This is a genomic window from Vagococcus vulneris (assembly GCF_003950515.1).
GTDB lineage: Bacteria > Bacillota > Bacilli > Lactobacillales > Vagococcaceae > Vagococcus > Vagococcus vulneris.
On the sequence record NZ_NGJS01000011.1, the window covers coordinates 49,726 to 70,788 of the forward strand.

Below are 21,063 nucleotides of genomic sequence, written 5' to 3' on the forward strand. Positions count from 1 at the left end.
CTTATTATTTGATAGACAATTTTAACATATCTAAATTTTTACGCATTACAGATAGATAATCGTCCCCAGACTTTTGCTGCTTTTCAGACAAGCTTTCTAAAGGATTTAACACTTTTAATTCTGCACCTGTTGCAGCTGAAACCGTCGCAGCCACTTTAGACGAAGCAGAACTTTCAGTATAAATAATCGATACTTTTTCCTTCTTCACAAAATCTTCAATCTGCTTCAATTCTTTTGGTGTTGGCTCTTGGTCAGGATTAATACCAGAAATTGGAATTTGAACTAAATCGTATTGATGAGCCAGATATGAAAAGGCCTGATGTTGCGTTACAAATTTCCGATTAACCGCATCTTTAAATGCCTCCTGATATGCTTGTTCTAATTCCGTCAATTTTTCAGCATATTCCGCGCCATTCTTTTGAATCAATGATTTATGTGTATTATTTATTTCGGTTAATTTTTTAGTAATTGTTTCCACTTCTTGCTTTGCTAAAACCGGATCCGTCCAGACATGTGGATCATATACATGTGAATGCTCCCCGCGTTCATGTTCTTCCAACTCTTCATCATGACTTTCACGATCCTCTAAAAGCTTAATATCCTTGGATGCTTCAATAACTTTTACTTTTGATGTGTCAATTCCCTTTAAGACATCGGGTACCCAAGTTTCCATTTCTGTAGAATTATAAATAAAAACATCTGCATCTTGAATTTTCGCCATATCTTTAGCACTAGGTTCAAAATCATGTGGTTCTACCCCTTGCTTAATTAGCATTGAAACATCACCAGCATCACCAACAATATTTTGAGTAAAATCATACATCGGATAAAAGGTCGTGACAATTTTAAGTTTATCAGATGTTTTTTCTGTCTCGCGTGACTCTTTATTCGAACTGCAAGCTGACATAACGACCAGGAGTATCAGCGCAGTTACTATATATTTTAATCGTTTCATTTACACTCTCCTTCACTTAAATTATGCATTAACTATTTTATATTTCTCCATGTTTACTTGACTAATCTAAAAAACTTACAACATTCAGCAAAAATTGATGAATATTGTAAGTTGATTTAATTATTTACGTTTTTTTTTTCCGCCAAAAGCATCTTTCATTTTATCAAAAAATCCTTCTTCTTGCTCCACAACGTCTTTACCACCGCTAACTTTTGAAAACTCACGCAATGCGTTCTTTTGCTCTTCAGTCAAACTTGTTGGTGTTTCGATAGTTACCGTAACATGTTGATCACCATTATTGCTACTTCTTAATTTCGGTGCGCCCTTACCCTTTAATCGGAAAGTCGTACCTGTTTGAGTACCAGCTGGGATTTTCAATTTGACACGTCCATGCACTGTTGGTACTTCTATTTCATCACCTAAAGCTGCTTGCACAAAAGAAATCTTTTGATTAAAATAAATCTCTGCGCCTTCACGCTCAAATATCGGACTATCTTCCACACGGAAAATTACAAATAAGTCTCCATATGGCCCACCGTTATAACCAGCTTCACCTTGTCCAGCTAATCTCATTTGTTGTCCGCTTTCGACACCAGCAGGAACTGTTACTTTAACTTGGTGAGACTTCATCATACGGCCAGATCCATGACATGTTTCACATTTTTCTTTGATAATTTTACCAGTACCATGACATTCATCACATGTTTGACGACTCATCATACGACCAAGCGGAGTTTGTCGTTCCACATTAATCGAACCAGCGCCTTGACATTTTGGACAAGTTTCAGGGTGAGTACCTGGTTTGGCACCTGTTCCATGACAAGTGACACATTCATCTTCACGATTGTAACGAATATTTTTTTCTAAACCGAAAACTGCTTCATTAAAAGTTAAATCAAGCGTATATTGTAAATCAGACCCTTGACGAGGTGCGGTTGCTGAATTAGAACGACTGCCGCCGCCACCACCGAAGAATGATTCAAAAATATCCTCAAAACCACCAAATCCACTACCGCCAAAATCTTCAAATCCGCCAAATCCTCCAGCACCACCGGCACCAAAGTTTGGATTAGTACTTGCATGACCATATTGATCATACGCAGCTCGTTTTTGCGGGTCGCTTAATACTTCAAAAGCTTCAGATATTTCTTTAAACTTTTGTTCAGCATCAGGCTCCTTATTAATATCTGGATGGTATTTTTTGGATAATTTACGATATGCTTTTTTTATTTCATCGTCTGTTGCTGTTTTAGATACACCTAAAACCTCATAAAAATCCCTTTTTGACATATAGTTTACCCTCCATTAAAGATGTCTCAATCCAATAAATCATACCATAAAATATTTTTATCGGATAGCTTTTTGACAAATAAATCATGAAAAGAAAAGCCAAAAGCTCAATGCTTTGGCTTTCTTTCAATCTATTACTGATTATTTTTTGTCGTCATCATTAATTTCTTCAAAATCAGCGTCAACTACATCGTCAGCACCAGTTTCAGCTTGCTCTGGATTAGCTTGTGCTTGTTGTTGAGCGGCTTGTTCATAAAGTTTAACAGTTAATGCTTGAACGATTTCATTTAAAGCATCACGTTTTGTTTTCATTGCTTCAACATCATTTGCTTCAACTGCAGCTTTTAATTCATCTCTTGCATCTTCAGCTTTCTTAACTTCATCAGCATCGACTTTACCTTCTAATTCACCTAAAGTTTTATCAACTGAGAACAATAATGCATCAACATCATTACGTAAATCAACTTCTTCTTTACGAGCTTTATCAGCTTCAGCATTTGCTTCAGCATCTTTAACCATTTTTTCAATTTCATCATCTGATAAGCCTGATGATGATTTAATTGTAATAGTTTGTTCTTTTTGTGTACCTAAATCTTTAGCACGAACATTAACGATACCATTTTTATCAATATCAAATGATACTTCAATTTGAGGTACACCGCGTGGAGCAGCTGGAATATCAGTTAATTGGAAACGACCTAAAGTTTTGTTGTCTGCTGCCATCGGACGTTCACCTTGTAAAACGTGAATATCAACAGCTGGTTGATTATCAGCGGCCGTAGAAAATACTTGTGATTTACTTGTTGGAATTGTTGTATTGCGGTCAATTAATTTTGTGAATACACCGCCCATAGTTTCAATACCTAATGATAATGGCGTTACGTCTAATAAGACAACATCTTTGACGTCACCTGAAATAACGCCTCCTTGAATAGCAGCTCCCATTGCAACAACTTCATCAGGGTTAACTGATTTGTTTGGTTCTTTGTTAGTTTCTTTACGAACAGCTTCAACAACAGCTGGAATACGTGTAGAACCACCAACTAAGATAACTTCATCTAATTCAGAAGCAGAAATCCCAGCATCTTTAATTGCTTGACGAACTGGTACTTTAGTACGTTCAACTAAGTCAGCTGTTAATTCATCAAATTTAGCACGAGTTAATGTTACTTCTAAGTGCAATGGTCCAGCTTCGCCAGCCGTAATAAATGGTAAGCTGATTTGAGTGCTCGTTACACCAGACAAGTCTTTTTTAGCTTTTTCTGCTGCATCTTTCAAACGTTGAACAGCCATTTTATCTTTTGATAAATCAATACCGTTTTCTTTCTTAAATTCATCAACTAAGAATGTGATGATTTTTTCATCAAAGTCATCCCCACCTAGATTGTTATCACCGGCAGTAGACATTACATCAAAGACTCCGTCGCCTAACTCTAGAACAGACACATCAAATGTACCGCCACCTAAGTCGAATACTAAGACTTTTTCTTCACGATCTGTTTTATCTAAACCATAAGCTAATGCTGCGGCAGTTGGTTCGTTAACGATACGTTCTACTTCTAGACCCGCAATTTTACCAGCATCTTTAGTTGCTTGACGTTGAGCATCATTAAAATACGCAGGTACAGTGATAACAGCTTTGTCTACTTTATCACCTAAGTATTCTTCCGCGAAACCTTTTAAATATTGTAAAATCATTGCTGAAATTTCTTGAGGAGTGTAATTCTTTCCTTCAACTTCAACTTTAAACCCAGCTTCACCCATATGACGTTTAATTGATGAAATAGTATTTGGATTAGTTACTGCTTGACGTTTTGCAACTTCACCAACTTGAATTTCACCATTTTTGAAGGCAACAACTGATGGTGTCGTACGATTTCCTTCCGGATTTGCAATAATTTTTGCTTCTCCACCTTCTAAGACAGATACTGCAGAGTTTGTAGTTCCTAAATCAATACCGATTATTTTAGACATATAAAAATCTCCCTTATTAATTAAATTATTTTTTCTATTTTAACGTATTTTACTGTGTCACAACTACCATCGTTGGACGTAAAACACGATCTTTTAAAATATAGCCTTTTTGAAGAATTTGAACAATTTCGTCTGGTTCTTGTCCGTCTTCACAAGGAACAGTTTGCACTGCTTGATGTAAATTAGGATCGAAAGGTTGACCTAAAGCTTCAATTTCTTCAACATTTGATTCATTAAGTGCATGTATCACACTTTCTCTTACCATTTCGATACCTTTTTTCATGCTTTCTCCATGTTCATCCGTTGCTTCAATGGCTAAAGCACGATCCAAATTATCCAGTGCTGGTAACAGTGATTTTGCCAAATCTTGAGCACGATATTTAGCGGCGTCCTCACGTTCTTTTTTGTTGCGGTTACGCATGTTAGCAATTTCAGCCTGCGCACGTAAGAACTTATCTTCCATATCTTTCAATTCATTTTCTACTTCATTAATTTTTGCTTCATCAGATAAATTGTCATGTTTACATTGACATTCTTCTGACTCACATTCTTTTATTTCATCAACACATTCATCATTATTGCTATTATTTTCTTGTTGTTGTGTATGCTTTTCAGCCACTTTAAACCATCTCCTTCCAATGATTGTTATTAAGTACGATCAACACTGCGATAATAGTCTTCAAGATTTTCTGATACTTGTTGCGACACTGTATCCAACAAGCCTAACAATCTTGTATATGACATAGCAGTTGGACCCAGAAGTGCTATCACTCCACTACCATGTGATTGAACAGTATAAGTCGTCGTAATTAGACTCATGTCTTTTAAAAGAAAATTATCTAATTCATCACCAATTCGGATAACCTGATGGCGCTGACTTGGTAAAATCAGTTCAACAATCTGATCCCGATTATTTAAAAATGAATAGAGCGACTTAAATTGACTAACTTCTGTTGTAGATATTGCATCAAGTAAATTGATACCACCGCTGACATAAACTTCTTCATCAAACAACTGTGCAAACACAGTATCGAATAACTTTAACATATCTGCTGAATTAGCAAAGTAACGTTGAAGTATCAACGGTATTTCTGTTTTTAATAATTGATAGACAGTTACTAAATCCCTACCCACCAACCGTTCATTAATAAGATTAGTCATCTTAGTTAAATCATCTGCGGATAGGATAGATGGAACTGTAAACACTTGACTCTCAACCGAACGCATATCTGTTATTAAAATAGCAATTAACTGATATGGGTTTAACTGAATTAGTTTAAAATCAGTCAATGTTCGATCTTTGATATCAGGTCCTAAAGAAAAAGCGGTGTAGTTCGTCACGTTTGAAAGTATCTCTGCAGATAAGGATAAGATTTCATCAGCAGCATTGAATGGTTTGTTCATTAGCTGCCTAATCTCATACTGCTCATCTATTGCTAACTGAGATGGTTGCAATAAATTATCAACATAATAACGATACCCTTCAATCGATGGCATCCGCCCTGAAGATGAATGGACCTTCTGGATTAAACCTAAATCCTCAAGCTTAACCAGCTCATTTCGAATAGTTGCTGAACTAGCATCAATGCCGTTCTTTTTTAACGTATTCGAACCAATCGGACTTTTAGTATCTGTATACAAATCAACCAATAATTTAAAAATCCTTAGTTGTCTGTCACTCAACACCTAATCATCACCCTCTTTTTTGGCACTCTTATTTGTTAAGTGCCAACTACATTTATTAATATACCAACTATATAAATAATTGTCAACAGATATCTCTCTTTTTTTAGCACTTAATCAATCAGAGTGCTAACGCTGGATAAACTGCATGAAATTAATGGTTAATCACTAGTTATAATTTCATTTTATTTTTATAAATAAAAAAAAAGCACAGAATTTCTTCTGTACCTACTTACTTAATAGAAACTTTTCAAACACATCATTACCAAGAATTAAACCTTTATCAGTCAGTGATAAATAGTCTCCGTTTTGTTTTAACAAATTATCTTTAATCAAGCGTTCTGTAATCGCACCATACACGCTAGCAAAAGGCTGATTAAATTTTTTCTCAAACTGACGGGTCGATACACCCTTTAATTTTCGGAGTCCAAGAAACATCTCTTCCTCCATATGATTGATCAGTGTTAATTTTTCCTCATTGATAACCGGCAATCTATTTTCTCGTAACGGTTTTAGATAGTGTTGAATAGGTCCATGATTCTTATAGCGCCGATCACCCAAGTATCCACTGGCCCCTGCACCAAACCCGTAATAATGTTCATTATTCCAATAGACTAAATTATGTTTGCTTTCTTTACCCGGTAAAGAAAAATTGCTGATTTCATACTGTTGCCTACCTGCTTCAGTCATCCGAAAAATAGCACGTTCAAACATATCGCCTTCAACATCAATTCCTGGTAAATGCAATCGACCTTGTCTTGCCCAGTTGTAAAACATGGTTTTATTCTCTAAAATTAGCGAATACAACGAATAATGAGGTAAGTTAAGGGATAATGCTTTATCTAATGTGTCTTCAAAACTTTCCATTGTTTGATTGGGTAACGCAAAAATTAAATCTATACTGACATTTTGAAAATCAGCAATATCAAAAAGGTTCATTGTATCAAAAACATCTTGTGCTGTATGTTTGCGCCCAATTTTCTTTAATAGTCGATCATCAAATGACTGGACTCCCATTGACAACCTATTTACTCCATAACTTTGCAAAACCCTCAGCTTATCAAGTGTTAAATCCCCTGGATTGGCTTCGACTGTAAATTCATTTTTTTCATTAAATGGCAGGTTTTCACGAATCCCGGCCAGAAGAACATCTAATTGCCTGGCACTTAACGAGGTCGGTGTCCCTCCACCGATATAAATTGTTTCAGTATCTGATGATGGATAAACTTCTTTTGTCAACTTAATTTCTTGAATCAACGCTTGGATATACTCATCAACAGGCTGACCTTCAAGAAAAACTTTGTTAAAATCACAGTAAAAGCAGATATGCTCACAAAAAGGTATATGAATATACGCTGATGTCATTTATTTCTCCAATCCTTTGAAAAACTCACGTGTGTCTTGTTCATCTTGTCGTAATTGATTAATCAAACCATCCATACTATCAAATTTCATTTCTGAACGTAAAAAGTGATACCATTTAACATCAACCTTTTCACCATAAATATCTTGATCAAAATCAAGTATATTGACTTCAATCGTCATAGGTCGATTTTTCTCAAAAGTAATATTATAGCCAATTTGTGCCATCCCATCATACCAATGATCAGCAACTTTGATTTTAACTGCATAAACACCAACATTAGGAATCAATGATTGAATAGTTGGCTTTACATTTGCTGTAGGATACCCTAACAATCTTCCGCGCTTATCGCCATGAACGACCGTTCCATGTATTTGATAAATATATCCTAGAAAATGATTAGCAGCTTCCATGTCACCATTTGCCATCATTTCACGAATATTTGTAGAGCTGATTTTTAAGTGGTCTTCGGTTTTCTCTTTAACTTCGATAACATCAAAACGACCCTTTGCAAAATTAGGTAAGGTTTGCATATTAGCGATATCAGCCTTTCCGTAAGTATAATCAAACCCTGCAACTGCAGCTTTTGCATGTAGTCCGACAATATACTCATCAACAAATTCCTGAGGTGATAAATTAGCAAATGCAGATGTAAATTCAATCACATAAAGAATATCCACACCAAGTGATGCCATCAATTCTTCTTTTTCTCTAACCGTTGTTAAATACTTAATTGACATCATGTCTACCTTTTGAAAAACAACTGATGGATGATGATTGAATGTCATTAAGGCTAATTTGATGCCTCTTCTGTCAGCCTCTTTTTTTGCTATTTTAATTACTTCTTGATGCCCGCGATGGACACCGTCGAAAAACCCGAGAGCCAAAACGACATCATTATTTGGTATATCGTCAGCATAGTAAGGGTGATGTATTTTTATTACTTTCATCAATTATATTCTCCTCTAATTCAGTCATTTCGTAAGACTTTAATCGGTTTAATACAGTTATTTTTATGTGGATGTTTTCCATACAAACATACAGCGTAGTTTTTGTAAAAAATCGCAACCGGTTTTTCCCAATCTACTAAACCAAAATAGTCATCTGGAAGTACAGAGCCATCCCTCACTCGCTTATATTGGTCAGATGAAATATCAATTCTCGTAAACTCAGTTAGTGCAGTTTCTAAAGGATATAAACAATCATCTATATTACCAGCACTCATCAATTCATTAACATCCTCAAGTGATACACTGTCTTTAGGGTAAAAGCCGCCACTGCTGATGCGAGTCAAGTCAGACATGTGGGCAGCCTTTCCAAGAAGTTTCCCTGTATCTACGGCTAATGTCCTTACGTATGTTCCTTTTCCACATTCGACTTCAAATTTCCATGATTGCGTTTTTTTTACGTCATCATAAATCGACGAACTTGTTCTTTTATATGAATAAATCTGTGCACACCTCGTAGGCCGTTCAACTGTTTCGCCAGCACGAGCATAGTCGTACAATCTACGGCCATTTACTTTTACAGCTGAATACATGGGTGGTTTCTGCTTAATTTCGCCGATAAATCGTGACATAATTTCATCAATTTTTTCCTCTGGAATTTTCAAATCAAGAGGGGTCTCTTCAACTACTGCCCCACTTTTATCTTCTGTTTCAGTTGAGTAACCTAATGTAATTTCACCAATGTATATTTTCCGTGAGTCTTGAAGATATTCAACAACTTTAGTTGCTCGTCCGATACAAATTGGCAGAACACCATCAACATCCGGATCTAATGTTCCGCTATGACCTACCTTTTTTGTTCTCAAAATTTTTCTTAACTTAAACACACAGTCATGACTTGTCATGCCGCGCGGTTTCCATAAAGGAATAATTCCATTCATTTTTCATACTCCCTTTTTAAAAAGTCCTTACTATTATAACACAATTTATTAGTAGCAGATAAAGATCCTCACAAACAAAATAGCAGCAAAAAATAAATCCATAGATTTTGATAGTAATTAATGTCAAAGGCTATCTCATAGGAAATACAATAAAAAACTGCTGTTACAGGTAGGAATACCTGTAACTGGCAGCTTTTCAGTGTTTATATTAGAATTATCTATCAGGAAATTGAAACTACAGCTCCCAATCCCATGCATGTCTCATATCATCCATCAAATGAATCACTCTATTAGTTACTTCACGATGATCTACTTTTAATGTACCGGTTTTTACCAACTCATTTAATTGATCCATTTCATAATTAAAGACATCGTAACCGTCACCTTCTTTTAAAACAACGACTTCACCATCATTTAAATAAATTGTCCCAGTCGTAGCTCTTGGAAATTCATTAATGACCAAATATCCTTGATCACCGGATAAGATAATCTGTTTAGGCATTTTACCTCTAAAAGAAATCATCACAGAGGCCAATTCCCCGGTGGCCGTTTTTAAAATCGTTGTTGATTTTTCATCCACATCTGTTTCTGACATGACGACTTCACTTGAAATAAGCTCAGTGTCAGTTCCAAGTAAATAGACAGCCGCTGATAACGCATATGTACCGATATCAAATAGCGCTCCCCCACCTTTTTCTTTTGAAAAAAAGCGGTTATCTGGATCAAATTCTTTACAGCTACCAAATGTGACATTAATACTGCTGAGTTTCCCTAAGATATTCTGAGACAATAAGTCTTGAACCTTTAGATATAGCGGCATATAGAACAAACTAACTGCTTCCATCAATACAAGGTCTCGTTCCTTTGCAATCGTAAACAACTCCTGCGACTGTTCTCCCGTTAGAACCATAACCTTTTCACATAAAACATGTTTACCAGCTAGAAGAGCCCGTTTAGCATAATCATAATGTGTTTGATTCGGTGAACCTATATATACGACTTGAAGAGCTGGTTGCTGTATAAAGTCATCATAATCAGTATAACCAAGCGGTAACTTATGAGTAATCAAAAACTTTTCCAACGAAACTGGATTGCGATTGAAAACACTTTGAATAGTGTATTTTTTTTTGTCAATTTGGTTAACAAATTCTGTGGAAATCCACCCTGTCCCAACAACGCCAATATTCTTTATCATTATTGTCCCCCCAATAAATGTTTAAAAAAGACCTAGAGACTTAGCTCCAGGTCAGAACTCTCAATTTTCAATCTATGGATAAATACGGTGAAGTAAACGCGGAAACGGACTTGCTTCACGCACATGATCAATACCGCAAACCCAAGTAACCGTACGCTCTAAACCTAAACCGAAACCTGAGTGAGGAACCGGACCATATTTTTGCAGATCCAAATACCATTCATAGTCTTTTCGGTCTAATCCGTCTTTTTCAATTTGTTCTAAAATATAATCGTAGCCGATTGCTCGTTCGCTACCTCCAATAATTTCACCATATCCTTCTGGTGCAATTAAATCAGCTCGAATAACAACATCATCGCGTGTAGGATGTGGCTTCATGTAGAACGGACTCATTGATTTTGGATAATTCATTATAAAAACAGGTTTTTCATAATGATTAGCAATAAACGTTTCATGAGGCGAACCAAAATCGTCACCCCAAGTTATATCGTCGAATCCATTTTCTTGAAGAAGTTTAACAGCTTCATCATAAGAAATACGAGGAAACGGTAATACTGTATATTTTTTAAGTAATTCTTTGTCACGTCCCAAAACGTCTAAGGCGTAATCACAATTTTCAAGAACTTTTTCTATCATAAATGCAACATATTGCTCCTGAATTTCTAAACTTTCATCTTGTGACACGAAAGCCATCTCAGGTTCCATCATCCAAAACTCAGTTAAGTGACGGCGTGTTTTTGATTTTTCTGCACGGAAAGTCGGACCAAATGAAAAAACTTTTCCAAAAGCCATAGCAGCAGCTTCTAAGTATAATTGACCCGTTTGTGATAAATAAGCTGGCGAACCAAAGTAATCCGTTTCGAAAAGTTCAGTAGTTCCTTCAGGTGCACTTGCAGTTAAGATTGGTGGATCAATTTTAATAAATCCACGCTCATTAAAAAATTCATATGTCGCACGAATTAATTCATTTCTAACTTGCATAATGGCATGCTGTCTCGATGAGCGCAACCATAAATGACGATGATCCATTAAAAAATCCGTTCCGTGTTCTTTAGGTGTGATTGGATAATCGTGACTTTCCCCAATAACTTCGATACCGGTAACACCGATTTCATAACCAAACTTAGAACGAGTATCCTCGCGTATTTCACCAGTTATCATGACTGCTGTTTCTTGATGTAAGTTTTTGGCTAAGTCAAATAGTTCGTCACCTACTTCACTTTTTACGATAACACCTTGAAAATAAGCTGTTCCATCTCTTAATTGTAGAAAAGCAATTTTTCCGCTTGACCGTTTGTTTGCAACCCAAGCTCCAATTTTTACTGTTTCCCCTACATGATTCTTTGAATCAATAATCTGTATTGTTTCCATGCTAACGCTCCATCCATTTATCTATTATTAATTTTATGCTCAACAAATTCATGAATTCGTTTCACTGCTTCTTTTAGTACATTTAAATCTGATGCATAGCTTAAGCGAATATTGGTCTTAGTTCCAAATCCTTCGCCAGTAACGACTGCTACATGAGCATCTGTTAATAAATCCTCCACAAAATCAGACACACTATCATAGCCACATTGTATCAATGTTTCAGAAATCTCAGGGTATAAATAAAATGCACCATGAGGTTTTTCAACTTTAAATCCAGGAACGGCGGCTACAAGAGGGTAGATAACGTTTAGTCGTTCCTCAAACGCACGTCTCATTTCTTCAACGCTCTCTTGATTACCAGTTAATGCTTCAATAGCAGCAAATTGACTAACAGTTGTTAAATTACTCGTTGATTGGCTGATTAATTTATTCATTTGTTTGATGATTTCCGAATTACCTAGCGCATACCCGACTCGCCATCCTGTCATTGAGTAAGCTTTAGATACACCATTGACAACAACCGTCTGTCGACGTATTGCTTCACTTAAACTGACAATCGGCGTAAATCTATGACCGTTATATACAAGTTTACCATAAATATCATCTGCAATAATCAATACACCATGTTGAACAGCCCAATCACCGATTAATTTCAATTCCTTTGCTGAATAAATCATGCCTGTTGGATTTGATGGCGTATTAATCATAATAGCTTTTGTTTTTTTAGTTAAAACTGCGTCCAGCTGTTTCACCGTAACTTTGTAATCATTCTGCTGATCAGTTTCAACAAAAACCGGTACACCCTCGGCTAGCTCTACTTGCGCACCATAACTAACCCAATACGGAACAGGAATAATCACTTCATCCAGCGGATTCAGGATAGTTTGAAACAGGGCATATAGAATAAATTTAGCCCCTGTCCCCGCAACAACCTCATTAGTCTGATAGGTCACACCATAATCGCTTGCTGTTCGTTTGACTATTGCATCAATCAATGCGGGCAAACCACTGGCGGCTGTATAAAAACTTGCCTGTCCGTTTGAAATTGCAGAAATAGCTGCTTCTTTGATTCTTTCAGGTGTTTGAAAATCCGGTTCACCTAAGGTCAAGCTAAGCACATCAATCCCTTGCTCTTTCAACTTTTGCGCTTTAGCAGCAGCGGCAAGAGTAGCAGACGGTTTAATTTGAGTGACTCGTTTTGAAAGTTCCATTACCTAACCCCTATACATTTTTTATTTCTTCAACTATTTTTAAATCAGAATAATCTACGAGATAATAAGTTAATCCATGTTCTTTACTAGAAGTAACAATCTCCCAAACAGGCTTACCCTTTTGAATACCGAGCGAAACTTTCTTTACATGATCTGAACTATTCTTTTCTAGTATAGAACGTATAACTTCATCTTCCGTCGTTCCTTTATCTTGATTCATGATAACGGCTTCGCTGCCGTCATCAGGTATGAAAACAGTCAAATTATTGCCTTTTTCATCGGTTCCAAGCACTGTAAAATAGGTTTTTTCTCTAGTAAACCAATAAAAATCATTCATTCGTTGAATCCCGGCAATTTCAGCTGCTACTTGTCTAGCTTCACTGCGTGCTTTACGAAGCGGACGATTGCCTGCCCAGATTATCAAAAAACTGCCGACAATAAAAATAATTATGACAGAAGTGATTATTTTTAAAACCTTTTCCTGTTTTCTTTTTTTCAATTTGTCACCCCGCTTATTTCACTATTATATCAGAAAAAGCCAAATTTTTAAGAGGTTTTATTAAAAAATTCTTCTGTTAATCTTAACATCCCAAATTGATTAACCACTTTTATCGTCAGCTGTTCAGGTAAATACGATTCAAGCAATTTATGATAACTGCTACTAACCAGACGATTATCTAAAACAATCATTACTCCGCGGTCAGATTCTCGTCGCAGTAATCTTCCTAGACCTTGCCTTAATCTAAGCCCTGCTTTCGGTAGCGCATCAGCATAAAAAGGATTTTCACCTTGAGCTGTTAAATATGCATTTCGGATCTTTACTAGAGGACGATTAGGTGGATCAAACGGCAACTTTGTAATAATAATCGCATCTAAAGACTGACTGCTTAAATCAATCCCCTCCCAAAAACTGTCTGCGCCTAAAATGATTACTCGATTTCCTTTTGCAAAGCGTTTTACAATCTTTTCATTACTCCCAGTAATATTTTGAGCTAAAAGATCAATACCAAGCTTTTGACAGACTGGTAATAACAAGTGATAAACTTCTTTAAGCACTTGATGCGATGTAAACAATAGCAGCATGCGCTTTAAATTTTCTGTCGAGCATAATTTATCCACCATTTGACTAATCAATCGACTAAATTCGGGAATATTGCCGAAATCGATTTCTTGATCATACACAAGAAATTCTGTTTGAGTAGTATAGTCATATAAATCATCTGTCTTATACTTTGCAACCTGTGTCAAATTTAATTGTGTTTCATAATAGGTGCTATCCGTGTCTATCTGCAATGTCCCTCCGGTAAAGATAACCTTCTTAAATGATTGATACCAAGCAGTATTTTCTATAGAAAATGATTGATAATCAAAGGCAGCTAAAACTAGGTGACTAGATATCTGTTTCAGCCACCTAACTAATGTTTCATCACCTAGTTTAAAATATCTGTCGGTCAATTCGAACAATTCACTCAATCGTTCAATTGCATTAAAGTACTCCTGAACAAACCAACTTCGACCATAATGATCCAGTAATAACTGTTTAACTTCCTCGGTCACAAAGCTGAATTCTTTGATCATTCGCAGTAATTGCTTCAATTCACGTCTGATATCAACCGGCCAGCTGTTAACGGCTGATTGTTCAAATAATTCATTCTCAATAAAAGGTTTATTTAGGCGATATGATTTAATGAGATACCTTTCAATCACTTGACAGCTTTCTTTAATTTCCGTCAACATCAGTTGATGCAACGACAACGTTTCATCTAAAAGATGATTAGGTTCCGTACGCCACTTGTCCTCATCTTGAAAAAATTCACTCATTTGATTGATTAGTATATAAATCTCTTTAAAGGCGACCTTATCAATACCTTGACGCTCGATAGTAGGCAAAAGCTGGTGCGCTTCGTCAATAACTAAAGTAGCAGCTTTTTTAAAAATCTGATGATCTGATTGAGAAACTAAGAAAGCATGATTAACCAAAATGACATCTGCGAATTCAAGTTGTCGATAGCGATATCTTAAAAAGTCCACGTCATAAAATAGATCTTTTTTATTTAATGTCGGTAATCCGCGATGGTAGATATCCTCATAAAAAGCATGATTCTGATTCAAAGTTAATTCAGAAAGATCCCCAGTATCGGTTTCTAACAACCAGACTAAACAAGCCATTTGATATAATGCATACTGTTTCTGTTCAGTTTTTTCATGCATTATCGAAGAGAAACGTGATAAATCAATAAAGTGGCGACTGCTTTTTAAAACAACACCTTGCCAATCATAATTTGTCATTTGTGATAGTTTAGGTAATTCCTGCTGAAGCAGTTGATCTTGTAAAACAAGGGTTGATGTAGATACAACCAGCGGACCCTTTTCATGCAAAAGTATCGGAAATAAATAACCGATTGATTTTCCTATACCCGTACCAGCTTGGATAATCATATTTTTAGTCTTTGATTCATCTAAAAATTTGTCTATCAAATCCATCATTTGTACTTGCGGTTTCCGCAATGAAAATTCTGGTTCAAATAATTGAATTTTTTCAGTATTAGTTTTAGGAAAAGTTAACGGGCATTCCTCGCGATGCTCCATGAAACGATAAGATTGCTTTTTTAACGCGATATCGCTGATAATGTGATACGAAACATCATAGTCCCTTTTTCCTATACGTTTATTTTCTGAAAACATTTTAAAAAAGTCGTGATTATTCATACCTAATGATTTTGATAAATTAGCTAAACTGCTACGCGTTATATCTGGTAAAGAAATTAATTTTTCTATTAACTTTATTAAAATATCGGCTGTAACAGTTGCGTCACTCAATGCTTGATGCGGTTGGTCATGAGAAATATCAAGATATTCTGCTAAATCTGACACACGATGCCCTGCCGACATAGGAAATAAAACATGCGCTAATTCCACTGTATCTAAACATTCAACTGCCAATGGACTTTCACCACAGCGCTGAAATTCACTATTTAAAAATGACAAATCAAAATAAGCATTATGAGCGACAAACACACAGTCTTCGAGCTGCTGTTTTAGAAAAAAAACAATATCTTCAAAGTAGGGTGCCATGGCCACTTGAGCATTAGTAATACCTGTCAGTGCCTCTATACTTTTAGGAATATTTTTCATCGGATTTAAGTCCGTTGAAAACTCATTAATCTTCTCACCATTCTGAACAAGGACACAACCAATTTGAATTATCTTATCTTGTTCCAAACTAGTACCCGTTGTCTCAATATCCACGACGGCATATATTGATTCTTTATTCACTTACAATCTCTCCTCGTGCACGTCAGTTATCCTTAGTATTATACTATATTGTGCTAAATTTTTCAGAAAATCTGTCAAATTAATGTTTCGATAACGATGACTGATTGTTTTCAGTTATAATTTATGGTTAAATAGATTATATAAAACTAACTATAAAAACAGGTGGAACTATACATGACAAATTTAAAACTATCAAGCGTGATAGTCGCTATTTTGTGGGTCATAGCCCTCCTTTTCTCCTATAGTGATTCAATATTTTGGTATGGTTACGCTCTCATTTCCGGTGTCACCCTAATGTTGGCTTTTTTTCTTTTATTCCAATTAAAATTAAAACAGACTTACCAGCAGACCAACTACAGAAAAAGGAAAAAGGCGACACAACAACGCAAAAAATTAATTGAATATTTTAGTAACCAGCAACGCTTAACCAATGATTTCGATACACAAAAACCTAATCCTAATGTCAATGACAATCGTGCGATTGAAACAACTTTTAGGCCAAGAAAAAATGCTAATCATAATGTTTCTTTTTTCAAATTAAAAGATAAAATGTCCTCCATAAAAAACAAGGAATATTTACATAGCAAAATACCTTTACTGTATCAAGGAGAAATGCAAATTACTCTGAATGAAGCTATACAAGACTTAAAGGCCCAGCACTATTTTAAAAGTTATTACGGTGGCATTACCAATACAGATTTAATCAGCCATTTTGATGAATATAAAGATCGAAATGTTTTTGAATTATATGATAATACTTTTCCAAATGCATATGCAAAGGTCTTATTTGATATCACAACAAATACCAATCGAATTGGAATTTTTATCAACAAAGAATTTAAACATCATTCAGATGATTCAAAAAACACAAATTCTTTAGATGAAATAGACGAAGACAATGACGATATTATGCTAGGTTTCATTGCAGTCGAAGATTCTCATCGTGCAAACCTCTTACTGCAAAAATACTCAAATATCCAAGTTATTGCAACAATATTAGGTGGTACGTATAAACGTGTCTATCAAAACAGCAAGGGGCAGATTCGAATAATCAAGGATTTTATCAATTATGATTTAACGATTTCATTAGCCTTTTATAATAATTAAAAAAGTCAGCTTGAGATTTTCAAGCTGACTTTTTTATTTTAATTTATATAACCGATAAGTTAATTTTCTTTCAAAAAATTGACTATGTTCCGATACAAGACGATAATTCTCACGAATATTTTTAGGAACTGATTCTTCTACAGGTTTTTGATACTCATTTCGTACAACAATAAAGTCAACTTTTTTTTCGTTTACTGCTTTATTTTGAATATCCATCATTTCAGGTAGTTGATTATAAGCGATATTTTGTTTATGAAAGTATTTTACACTTGGTAATATACCCGCAGCTTCATAAAAACCACCATCCAAAAATCCATAATTTAACAAAGTTGGATTTTTTTCCTTTTTGATAATTTTAGCAAACTTCTCCTGTGCATACTCTGAATCATTTGAATCCAAAGTCACCCATTGATTACTAGGATAAAATTTTGAAGACTTGGTATTTTCTGACATACCAATGACAACAACCAGACAAAAAATGGCTACAAAAAACAATTGTAATTTCGTAATTGATGCATTAACAAAAGTCATAAGCAATAAAATAGTCATCGTCCCAAATGGTAAAAGGATTAAAAAGTAATAATTATTTACCTTACCACCATAGAAAGTGCTGATAATTAACATAAAATATGCCGAAGCATACATAAATTTAGAATAATTATTACTCAATATTTTTTGTGATAGCAACAAAGCTAAAAAGCCAATTAAAAAGATGCCAATTGTAATTGGACTTGCCATCATCTTTTCAACAAAAATAAGACACGCATTAAACAAAGCTCCAAGTGGACCTGACTTTGATTCACTAGGATATAAAAAGATATTGACATAGAAGTAGTTAAAAAGCAAAGCATTCCAGCCTTTAACAGCGATAAAATAAATAACGATTGGTAACGTAACTATTAAAAATCCTACGATTGAAAAAATGACTGCTTTTAACAACTCACGAAAATCTTTATTTATCAGCAAACAAATTGCTAAGGATAAGTAAAAACCAATCCAAGAACCTATCATTGTATATTTAGACCAGAATAAGTACCCTAAGGCAATGCCAGAAAGAAAATAATCGACTACTGATAAATGAAGATGCTGTTTTTGCGCCTTTATTATCAAATAAATACTGTACATAATTGGCACAAACGATAGCTCTTCAACACCACCACCTTGTTTAAAAAATGGTGACATTAATAAAACAAGATAACTTATCAACACCATTGCGATTGTTTTTCTACTATTAAAAAAATGTCTACCAATTTTATATAGAATCATTGATGTCCAAGTCAAACTAATAATTTCTAAGATATAAATACCAAAATAACTATCAGAAAAAACTGCTGCTATTCGATAAATAAAAAATAATATAGGTCCCTTTTGTTCGGCTAAATCCTGATAAGGAATCAAACCATGATGCCATGCTCGACCCATTGTAAAAAAGGCATTAACATCCACCCAATCATTAAAATAATATAAAGGTGAATTCTTTGAAACTATTCCTAAAAAAAAACTAGACAAAACACCAAAAAAGAGAATTAAATAAACGGTTGATTTTGATATTCTGTTGGTAAACTTATCTTTGATTCTCATTGATTTTACTCCCCTTCAATAATCTCTATAATTAATTTTTTTCTTTAAAAACAGCTTTTTTAGAGATGATATAATTTATAATTATCGCTAATACTTGAACCAACAAAGCAAAAATAAATTCATTCAAGAGGGATGGACTACCAATAAATTTATTCATCAATGGATTACTAAAGAAGAATGATTGATAATCAAATTTGTCAAAGAATAGTAAATGAATAAAAAAGTCTGGAAATTTATCAACAGTAATATAAGTTATCCCTAAATCGAGACCAAAAACAAATAAACGACCGACAATAAAACCAAATAGTTGAAAAATAACAGCCTTTATTTTCCAATTGCGATCCTGGAACACAAAAATTTTATTTGTGATAAAAGCAAATAGAATCGCAGCTACTTGAGCACACACCACTCCAAACATTGAATTTTCTGTTGCCGCCACAACAGAAAAACGCGTAACAAAATACACGGCAGTTGTTAAAGCTCCAAAAATAATATATGTAATTGTTTCGCGGTTAACTATTTTTTTCATCTATATCCTCTTCCTCATCGCAATATGACTGTATAAAATATAGTGGGCGATCTTTTGTTTCCATAAATATTTTCCCTAGATATTCGCCTAAAATCCCTAATGATAATAATTGGAAACCACCTAAGAACAGGATTAAAATAACTAATGTAGGATATCCCGGGACACTATTTCCGAAAATTAATGTCGAAATCAAAACAAAAATCATATAAACAAAAGAAATAAGTGAAACAACAACACCTACAAATGTTGAAATTTTTAATGGAAATGTTGTATTTGATGTAATACCATCTAAAGCCAAGCCAACTAAATCAGTAAATTTCCATTTTGTCTCACCTGAAAAGCGCTCCTCAGCATCAAATAAAACTTCTTTTTTACGATATCCAATCCACATGTATAGTCCTTTAGTATATCGTTGCGTTTCTCGCATGCGTCTAATACCATTTATACACACCTTATCTAACAAGCGATAGTCGCCTACCCCTGAAAGGACTGGAACTTTTGAAAATTTTCGCAAAATCTTGTAATAGAGTTCAGAACATTTTTTCTTAAACCAGGACTCACCTTTACGCTCACGACGTTTTCCATAAACATCTTGATAGCCTTCTTCCCAATACTTCACCATTTCCAAAATTGTTTTCGGTGGATGCTGTAAATCTGCATCCATTGTAATAACTGCATCACCTTGAGCATAATCAAACCCAGCAGCCATCGCAATCTCTTTACCATAATTTCTTGATAAATCGACAAATTTAACACGCTTATCATTTTTACGAAGCTCTCTTACCTTGTCTACACTGTCATCCATACTACCATCATTGATAAATAAAAATTCAAAATTATATTTATGATCTAAAGGTTTTAACGTATCATTTATTTGTCGATAAAATTCATTAATATTATCAGACTCGTTATACATCGGTATACATATTGATATTAATCTCATGACTTTCTCCTTATCATCTCTTTACACACTAATAGTAATTATAATTGATTTATTCCTTAATATGCAAGTATGTTTTCTATTCCAATTTTTTAGACAATCATATAATTAGAATATCACCTCTTTACATGTTATTATCAAATAAGAAATCAATAGGAGTGATAATTATGAAGATGGCACATACATGTGTACGTGTAAAAAATTTAGAGGAGTCTATTACTTTTTATAAAACTGCCTTTAACTTTGAAGAAAGTCGTCGCCGTGATTTTCCTGAGAATAAGTTTACTTTGGTTTACATGACGTTACCTGGTGACGATTATGAACTAGAACTAACTTATAACTACGATCATGAAGGTTATGATTTAGGCAATGGTTACGGTCATATCGCAATTGCGACAGATGATTTAGAAGGTTTACATGCAAAACATACTGCCGCTGGGTTGAACGTGACTGACTTAAAAAACCTACCAGGTGTTCCTCCTTCTTACTATTTTGTCGTTGATCCAGATGGCTACAAAATTGAAGTTATTCGCACCAAAAATAATTAATAAAAAACTCGCCCTTAATGGCGAGTTCAGATTGTAGACAAAGTATCAGGTTTCCGATACTTTGTCTTTTTTTCTTGGTAAAATAGAGAAAAGGAGTTGATTGCAATGTTGAAGAAACAAGATATGAGTAGACGTGATCAAATTGGTTTTTA

At 34.8% G+C, this 21,063-nt stretch carries 18 protein-coding genes; 2 read left to right on the forward strand and 16 right to left on the reverse strand.

Annotated elements, in window-relative coordinates:
* Nucleotides 1–4 precede the first annotated feature (4 nt).
* The 13 genes from CBF37_RS08315 to CBF37_RS08375 all read right to left on the reverse strand — a co-directional run bounded on the left by CBF37_RS08315 (nucleotide 5) and on the right by CBF37_RS08375 (nucleotide 16,206).
* On the reverse strand, nucleotides 5–955 hold the full coding sequence (locus CBF37_RS08315; protein ID WP_125984283.1) for a metal ABC transporter substrate-binding protein: 951 nt from the start codon (nucleotides 953–955) through the stop codon (nucleotides 5–7).
* Nucleotides 956–1,075: 120 nt separating this feature from the next.
* Nucleotides 1,076–2,245 (reverse strand): molecular chaperone DnaJ, encoded by a 1,170-nt coding sequence (dnaJ, locus tag CBF37_RS08320; RefSeq protein WP_125984284.1) that lies wholly within the window; start codon nucleotides 2,243–2,245, stop codon nucleotides 1,076–1,078.
* A gap of 141 nt (nucleotides 2,246–2,386) precedes the next feature.
* Entirely contained in the window at nucleotides 2,387–4,219 is a 1,833-nt protein-coding gene (dnaK, locus tag CBF37_RS08325; RefSeq protein WP_125984285.1) for a molecular chaperone DnaK, read from the reverse strand.
* Between the two features lie 49 nt (nucleotides 4,220–4,268).
* Nucleotides 4,269–4,838: a nucleotide exchange factor GrpE gene (gene grpE, locus CBF37_RS08330; RefSeq protein WP_125984286.1), complete on the reverse strand. Its 570-nt coding sequence runs from the start codon at nucleotides 4,836–4,838 to the stop codon at nucleotides 4,269–4,271.
* Nucleotides 4,839–4,867: 29 nt separating this feature from the next.
* Entirely contained in the window at nucleotides 4,868–5,905 is a 1,038-nt protein-coding gene (gene hrcA / locus CBF37_RS08335) for a heat-inducible transcriptional repressor HrcA (protein WP_125984287.1), read from the reverse strand.
* Between the two features lie 225 nt (nucleotides 5,906–6,130).
* Nucleotides 6,131–7,267: a radical SAM family heme chaperone HemW gene (hemW, locus tag CBF37_RS08340; RefSeq protein ID WP_125984288.1), complete on the reverse strand. Its 1,137-nt coding sequence runs from the start codon at nucleotides 7,265–7,267 to the stop codon at nucleotides 6,131–6,133.
* Nucleotides 7,268–8,215 carry a bifunctional riboflavin kinase/FAD synthetase gene (locus tag CBF37_RS08345; RefSeq protein ID WP_125984289.1) on the reverse strand — a complete coding sequence of 316 codons (948 nt, stop codon included), beginning with the start codon at nucleotides 8,213–8,215 and terminating at the stop codon, nucleotides 7,268–7,270.
* 20 nt (nucleotides 8,216–8,235) lie between these two features.
* A complete protein-coding gene (gene truB, locus CBF37_RS08350) occupies nucleotides 8,236–9,153 on the reverse strand; it encodes a tRNA pseudouridine(55) synthase TruB (protein ID WP_125984290.1) in 918 nt (305 codons plus the stop codon).
* 235 nt (nucleotides 9,154–9,388) lie between these two features.
* Nucleotides 9,389–10,348 carry a Gfo/Idh/MocA family protein gene (locus CBF37_RS08355; protein WP_125984291.1) on the reverse strand — a complete coding sequence of 320 codons (960 nt, stop codon included), beginning with the start codon at nucleotides 10,346–10,348 and terminating at the stop codon, nucleotides 9,389–9,391.
* Between the two features lie 72 nt (nucleotides 10,349–10,420).
* Complete coding sequence (gene asnS / locus CBF37_RS08360; RefSeq protein WP_125984292.1) at nucleotides 10,421–11,719, reverse strand: asparagine--tRNA ligase; 1,299 nt, start codon at nucleotides 11,717–11,719, stop codon at nucleotides 10,421–10,423.
* Nucleotides 11,720–11,736: 17 nt separating this feature from the next.
* Nucleotides 11,737–12,930: a pyridoxal phosphate-dependent aminotransferase gene (locus tag CBF37_RS08365; RefSeq protein ID WP_125984293.1), complete on the reverse strand. Its 1,194-nt coding sequence runs from the start codon at nucleotides 12,928–12,930 to the stop codon at nucleotides 11,737–11,739.
* Nucleotides 12,931–12,940: 10 nt separating this feature from the next.
* The gene (locus CBF37_RS08370; RefSeq protein ID WP_125984294.1) at nucleotides 12,941–13,429 is read right to left on the reverse strand and encodes a cell wall elongation regulator TseB-like domain-containing protein; all 489 of its coding nucleotides are present in this window, start codon (nucleotides 13,427–13,429) and stop codon (nucleotides 12,941–12,943) included.
* A gap of 47 nt (nucleotides 13,430–13,476) precedes the next feature.
* Nucleotides 13,477–16,206: a helicase C-terminal domain-containing protein gene (locus CBF37_RS08375; RefSeq protein WP_125984295.1), complete on the reverse strand. Its 2,730-nt coding sequence runs from the start codon at nucleotides 16,204–16,206 to the stop codon at nucleotides 13,477–13,479.
* 174 nt (nucleotides 16,207–16,380) lie between these two features.
* Here CBF37_RS08375 and CBF37_RS08380 point away from each other — a divergent pair, with 174 nt between their 5' ends.
* A complete protein-coding gene (locus tag CBF37_RS08380; protein WP_125984296.1) occupies nucleotides 16,381–17,313 on the forward strand; it encodes a hypothetical protein in 933 nt (310 codons plus the stop codon).
* A gap of 33 nt (nucleotides 17,314–17,346) precedes the next feature.
* Here the strand turns inward: CBF37_RS08380 and CBF37_RS08385 are convergent, their stop codons facing one another.
* Genes CBF37_RS08385 through CBF37_RS08395 form a run of 3 tightly spaced genes read right to left on the reverse strand, consistent with a single transcriptional unit; the run spans nucleotide 17,347 to nucleotide 20,366 of the window.
* Nucleotides 17,347–18,894, reverse strand: a complete 1,548-nt coding sequence (locus CBF37_RS08385) for a glycosyltransferase family 39 protein (RefSeq protein WP_125984297.1) — start codon at nucleotides 18,892–18,894, stop codon at nucleotides 17,347–17,349.
* A gap of 31 nt (nucleotides 18,895–18,925) precedes the next feature.
* Nucleotides 18,926–19,423 carry a GtrA family protein gene (locus CBF37_RS08390; RefSeq protein ID WP_125984298.1) on the reverse strand — a complete coding sequence of 166 codons (498 nt, stop codon included), beginning with the start codon at nucleotides 19,421–19,423 and terminating at the stop codon, nucleotides 18,926–18,928.
* Nucleotides 19,407–20,366: a glycosyltransferase family 2 protein gene (locus CBF37_RS08395; protein ID WP_125984299.1), complete on the reverse strand. Its 960-nt coding sequence runs from the start codon at nucleotides 20,364–20,366 to the stop codon at nucleotides 19,407–19,409. The genes CBF37_RS08390 and CBF37_RS08395 overlap by 17 nt, the downstream gene beginning before the upstream one ends.
* 164 nt (nucleotides 20,367–20,530) lie before the next feature.
* Here CBF37_RS08395 and gloA point away from each other — a divergent pair, with 164 nt between their 5' ends.
* Complete coding sequence (gene gloA / locus CBF37_RS08400) at nucleotides 20,531–20,911, forward strand: lactoylglutathione lyase (protein WP_125984300.1); 381 nt, start codon at nucleotides 20,531–20,533, stop codon at nucleotides 20,909–20,911.
* Nucleotides 20,912–21,063 lie beyond the last annotated feature (152 nt).

Excerpts from the sequence above, each read along its gene's own strand:
- CBF37_RS08315 (WP_125984283.1), bottom strand. The coding sequence starts at position 955 with ATGAAACGATTAAAATATATAGTAACTGCGCTGATACTCCTGGTCGTT.
- dnaJ (WP_125984284.1), bottom strand. The coding sequence starts at position 2,245 with ATGTCAAAAAGGGATTTTTATGAGGTTTTAGGTGTATCTAAAACAGCA.
- dnaK (WP_125984285.1), bottom strand. The coding sequence starts at position 4,219 with ATGTCTAAAATAATCGGTATTGATTTAGGAACTACAAACTCTGCAGTA.
- hemW (WP_125984288.1), bottom strand. The coding sequence starts at position 7,267 with ATGACATCAGCGTATATTCATATACCTTTTTGTGAGCATATCTGCTTT.
- CBF37_RS08345 (WP_125984289.1), bottom strand. The coding sequence starts at position 8,215 with ATGAAAGTAATAAAAATACATCACCCTTACTATGCTGACGATATACCA.
- truB (WP_125984290.1), bottom strand. The coding sequence starts at position 9,153 with ATGAATGGAATTATTCCTTTATGGAAACCGCGCGGCATGACAAGTCAT.
- CBF37_RS08355 (WP_125984291.1), bottom strand. The coding sequence starts at position 10,348 with ATGATAAAGAATATTGGCGTTGTTGGGACAGGGTGGATTTCCACAGAA.
- asnS (WP_125984292.1), bottom strand. The coding sequence starts at position 11,719 with ATGGAAACAATACAGATTATTGATTCAAAGAATCATGTAGGGGAAACA.
- CBF37_RS08365 (WP_125984293.1), bottom strand. The coding sequence starts at position 12,930 with ATGGAACTTTCAAAACGAGTCACTCAAATTAAACCGTCTGCTACTCTT.
- CBF37_RS08380 (WP_125984296.1), top strand. The coding sequence starts at position 16,381 with ATGACAAATTTAAAACTATCAAGCGTGATAGTCGCTATTTTGTGGGTC.
- CBF37_RS08385 (WP_125984297.1), bottom strand. The coding sequence starts at position 18,894 with ATGAGAATCAAAGATAAGTTTACCAACAGAATATCAAAATCAACCGTT.
- CBF37_RS08390 (WP_125984298.1), bottom strand. The coding sequence starts at position 19,423 with ATGAAAAAAATAGTTAACCGCGAAACAATTACATATATTATTTTTGGA.
- CBF37_RS08395 (WP_125984299.1), bottom strand. The coding sequence starts at position 20,366 with ATGAGATTAATATCAATATGTATACCGATGTATAACGAGTCTGATAAT.
- gloA (WP_125984300.1), top strand. The coding sequence starts at position 20,531 with ATGAAGATGGCACATACATGTGTACGTGTAAAAAATTTAGAGGAGTCT.